3 protein-coding genes are annotated in these 3,398 nt (G+C 49.7%); 2 read left to right on the forward strand and 1 reads right to left on the reverse strand.

Translation table 11 applies throughout. The annotated features are described in order from the left end of the window. Nucleotides 1-136 precede the first annotated feature (136 nt). The gene (locus GOU96_RS17130) at nucleotides 137-856 is read left to right on the forward strand and encodes a DUF1566 domain-containing protein (RefSeq protein ID WP_258503711.1); all 720 of its coding nucleotides are present in this window, start codon (nucleotides 137-139) and stop codon (nucleotides 854-856) included. A 64-nt stretch (nucleotides 857-920) separates the two neighbouring features. Then, entirely contained in the window at nucleotides 921-1,520 is a 600-nt protein-coding gene (locus tag GOU96_RS17135) for a hypothetical protein (protein ID WP_174500144.1), read from the forward strand. Between the two features lie 298 nt (nucleotides 1,521-1,818). Here the strand turns inward: GOU96_RS17135 and GOU96_RS17140 are convergent, their stop codons facing one another. Further along, nucleotides 1,819-3,303 (reverse strand): carboxypeptidase M32, encoded by a 1,485-nt coding sequence (locus GOU96_RS17140; protein WP_000991029.1) that lies wholly within the window; start codon nucleotides 3,301-3,303, stop codon nucleotides 1,819-1,821. Between the last annotated feature and the right edge of the window lie 95 nt (nucleotides 3,304-3,398).

Below are 3,398 nucleotides of genomic sequence, written 5' to 3' on the forward strand. Positions count from 1 at the left end.
CAGCTTCAAGTAGGAAGGGTATACATTAAGCAGGGAGAAGCCATGCCATTTGATGACGTAACATATTGATTAAAATTATCAATATAGACTATGTTATTCGCGTTTTATCACAACCAATCAACAACAAGGATCGCAGATGATTAACCAACGAACCTATACCTACTTACTTTGCTTAACTTTGAGCGGCGCTTTGTTTTTATCTAAACCCGCACAGGCCGATGATTATGTCAGTTGTTTGGCCGAAAAATTACAAGGCATTACCCATGATGCCGCTGTAAAAGCGATCACTGAGGCATGCCAAGCGCAATATGCCAACAATACCGCCCCAAAACCTGCCGGCACCCCAGCTAAAGCGGTAGTCATTGATGGGCGCTATCGTGATAACGGTAATGGCACAATAACCGACAGCAAAACCAACCTTACCTGGATGCGTTGCAGCCTTGGGCAGCAGTGGACGGGCACTACCTGTGCCGGTGTGGCCATGGAGATGAACTGGAATGATGCGTTGAAAACCGCAATGACTTTTAGCTATGCAGGCCACAGTGACTGGCGGGTACCCACTGTCGATGAGTTAGATACTCTGGTGCAATGCTCAGAAGGTCGATCACCCTCAGTGCGCCCTAATGGTGAGTTTGTGGCAGATACCAGAGGCGTCTGCCTTGGTGACAACTACCAGAGGCCGACCATCAATATCAGAGCGTTTCCCAATACGCCAGGTGATTACTATTGGTCGTCTTCGCCCTATGCCCTCAATAGTAGCAACGCGTGGCACGTCGGCTTCTACTTTGGTGACGTCTTCAGACTCCCTAAGAGCAGCTACCTCTTCAACGTTCGTTTGGTGCGAGCCGGACAGTGATTGGGTTTTTGGCCTGTGCACACCGCACCATTTTTGTTGATGGCATAGAAATAGGGGAAATGTAATGAAACCTCGCTTAAACCCACACAAACCCTATTTGAGCACTGTGGTGTGCGTTTTGCTGCTGACGGCGTGCGCCAGTTACCCATTGGGCATGAGCGAAGCCCAATGGCTGGCATTAACCCCAGAGCAGCAGTATGAGGCGCAGCTAAAACAAGCTGAGTTGGATAGGCAACGTGAAGCGCGCCGCTTGGCCGAGCAGCAAGCACGCGAGCAAGCGCTAAAAGAGCAGCAAGCGCAGCTGGAGCTGGCGCGTGAAAACGCCAAATATGGCGAGCGGGTGCAATGCGTGCTGCAAAATAGCGAGCTGTACTTTAATAAAAAATGGCGCGCGAGCGAGCCCTTGGCGCTCGATCTCTTGGCGAACCAACCGGCGCAAGCGGTAAAACAAAGCACCGCAGATGGCCGTTATGGTTTCAACCTCTACGCGCAGTTTGATGGCCAAACCCTCAGCCTATGCCGCCATGAAAATAGCCGCCGCCAAGAGTGTGCGCTGATGCTGGGTACTTTTAACGACTACCACCGCGGTATGCGCCAAACCATCCAGCAAGACAACTGGCTGCGCGGCCAACTGCGCTGCCAGTTTGTGCCGAAAGTGTGGTGATAAAGGCAAGGTTGAAAGCAGAGCAGCGATTAAGCACACGCATTGCCGATTACGCGGCTTTTTGTTCATCACAATGTGAGCAGCAGTAAACAGGCGGAATGAAAACAGAAAGTGAAACTGAAAATGGTAACCAGGGAATCCGTCCACATCTGGGCAACCTTATCCTATTGCTTGCCATAAATGGCTGGGCTGATGCCGAGCCAAACAAGTCTAGCTCTCTGGACGCTGAAAAATGACGGTGAAGACGTGAGATTTTGAGGAGATAAAGAACCCCACATTTCGTGGGGTTCGTGAAAGATTACTTCAGATAACGCTGACTCAAATGAGCTTTAAAATGCTCTGGATTGAGGGTTTCCCCCGTCGCTTGTTTAACCAATTCATCGGTACTGAATAAGCTGCCCTTGCTCCAAATATTCTCAGACAACCAAGCAAAAATCGGTGAGAGATCGCCGCGGCGAATCGCGCCATCCACATCCACGGTTTTCTTCATGGCCGCCATAAATTGCGCGGCATACATGGCACCTAAGGTGTAGCTTGGGAAGTAACCAAAGCTGCCATCGGTCCAGTGAATATCCTGCATACACCCATTTTGATCGTTGCCTTTGGTGCTCAGACCTAAATAAGCCTGCATCTTTTGATCCCAAAGTTCTGGCACATCGGTGTGTTTGATTTTGCCGTTCATCAAATCTCGTTCGATTTCAAAACGCAGGATCACATGGGCTGGGTAGGTGAGCTCATCCGCATCGACGCGGATAAAATCTTTCTGCACGCGCGTGTAAAGTTTTTGAATGTTTTCCACTCGGAAGACCGGATCATTCATCGCCGAAAAATGTTTGCCTGCCAGTTCAGCGAGATGGGCAATAAACGCAGGGCTACGACCCACTTGCATCTCAAAGAACAGAGATTGTGATTCATGAATGCCCATCGAACGCGCTTCGCCAGCCGGAGTGCCGGCCAAATGCTTAGGTAAACCTTGCTCGTAACGCGCATGGCCAGTTTCATGCACAATGCCCATCAGCGATTGTACAAACTCGCTTTCGTTGTAGCGTGTAGTAATGCGCACATCACTCGGTACGCCGCCACAGAAGGGGTGCACACTTTCATCAAGTCGGCCGTGGTTAAAATCAAACTGAAGTAGCTTCATCACATCCAGCCCCAGCGCTTTTTGGCTTTCAGCAGGATAGTGACCTTTAGGTGCGATAAAGCTTTCGCTACTCTGCTTTTCAATCACCACATCAATTAAGCTGGGTAGCCAAGTTTTCACATCACTAAATACACGATTGAGCTGTTCGGTTGTTGTGCCCGGCTCATAAAGCTCCAGCATCGCATCGTAAGGGGTTTTCCCAGTTGCTTCGGCACGAATTTGCGCTTCTTCTTGAGAAAGCTTGACCACTTCCGCCCAGTTTTTCTCAAAACCTGCCCAATCGTTATTTTTTCGTTGGCTACGCCAAGCGTGTTCACATTTGGAGCCAGCTAGGGATTGCGCTTCGACTAAGGCTTCAGGCAGAACCGTCGCTTGTTGCCATTGGCGCTTCATTTCGCGCAGGGTGGCTTGCTGCTCGATATTGAGCGTTTCACTTTCTGCCTCGGCAAACCAATCAGCCAATTGTGGCTGGGTCATCAGGCCATGGATATGCACAGAAAGCTCTGCCATGGCTTGCGAGCGCGCTTCAGCGCCGCCACTAGGCATGACGGCGGCTTGGTCCCAACCTACGATGGACGACAAATGATTAAAGTTAGAAATCTTTTTAGAATGTTTTACTAATTTATTGAACGCATTCATGGAAATAGCCTTCCGTGACGATAAACGAAAGCGAAGTGTATCAATCAAGGTGCAGATAACCAAGTGATGAGAAGCGCGTTTTTTCATCAAGAGGA

The sequence above is a fragment of the Vibrio sp. R-1 genome, assembly GCF_035615595.1.
Taxonomy (GTDB): domain Bacteria; phylum Pseudomonadota; class Gammaproteobacteria; order Enterobacterales; family Vibrionaceae; genus Vibrio; species Vibrio cholerae.

Excerpts from the sequence above, each read along its gene's own strand:
- GOU96_RS17140 (WP_000991029.1), bottom strand. The coding sequence starts at position 3,303 with ATGAATGCGTTCAATAAATTAGTAAAACATTCTAAAAAGATTTCTAAC.
- GOU96_RS17135 (WP_174500144.1), top strand. The coding sequence starts at position 921 with ATGAAACCTCGCTTAAACCCACACAAACCCTATTTGAGCACTGTGGTG.
- GOU96_RS17130 (WP_258503711.1), top strand. The coding sequence starts at position 137 with ATGATTAACCAACGAACCTATACCTACTTACTTTGCTTAACTTTGAGC.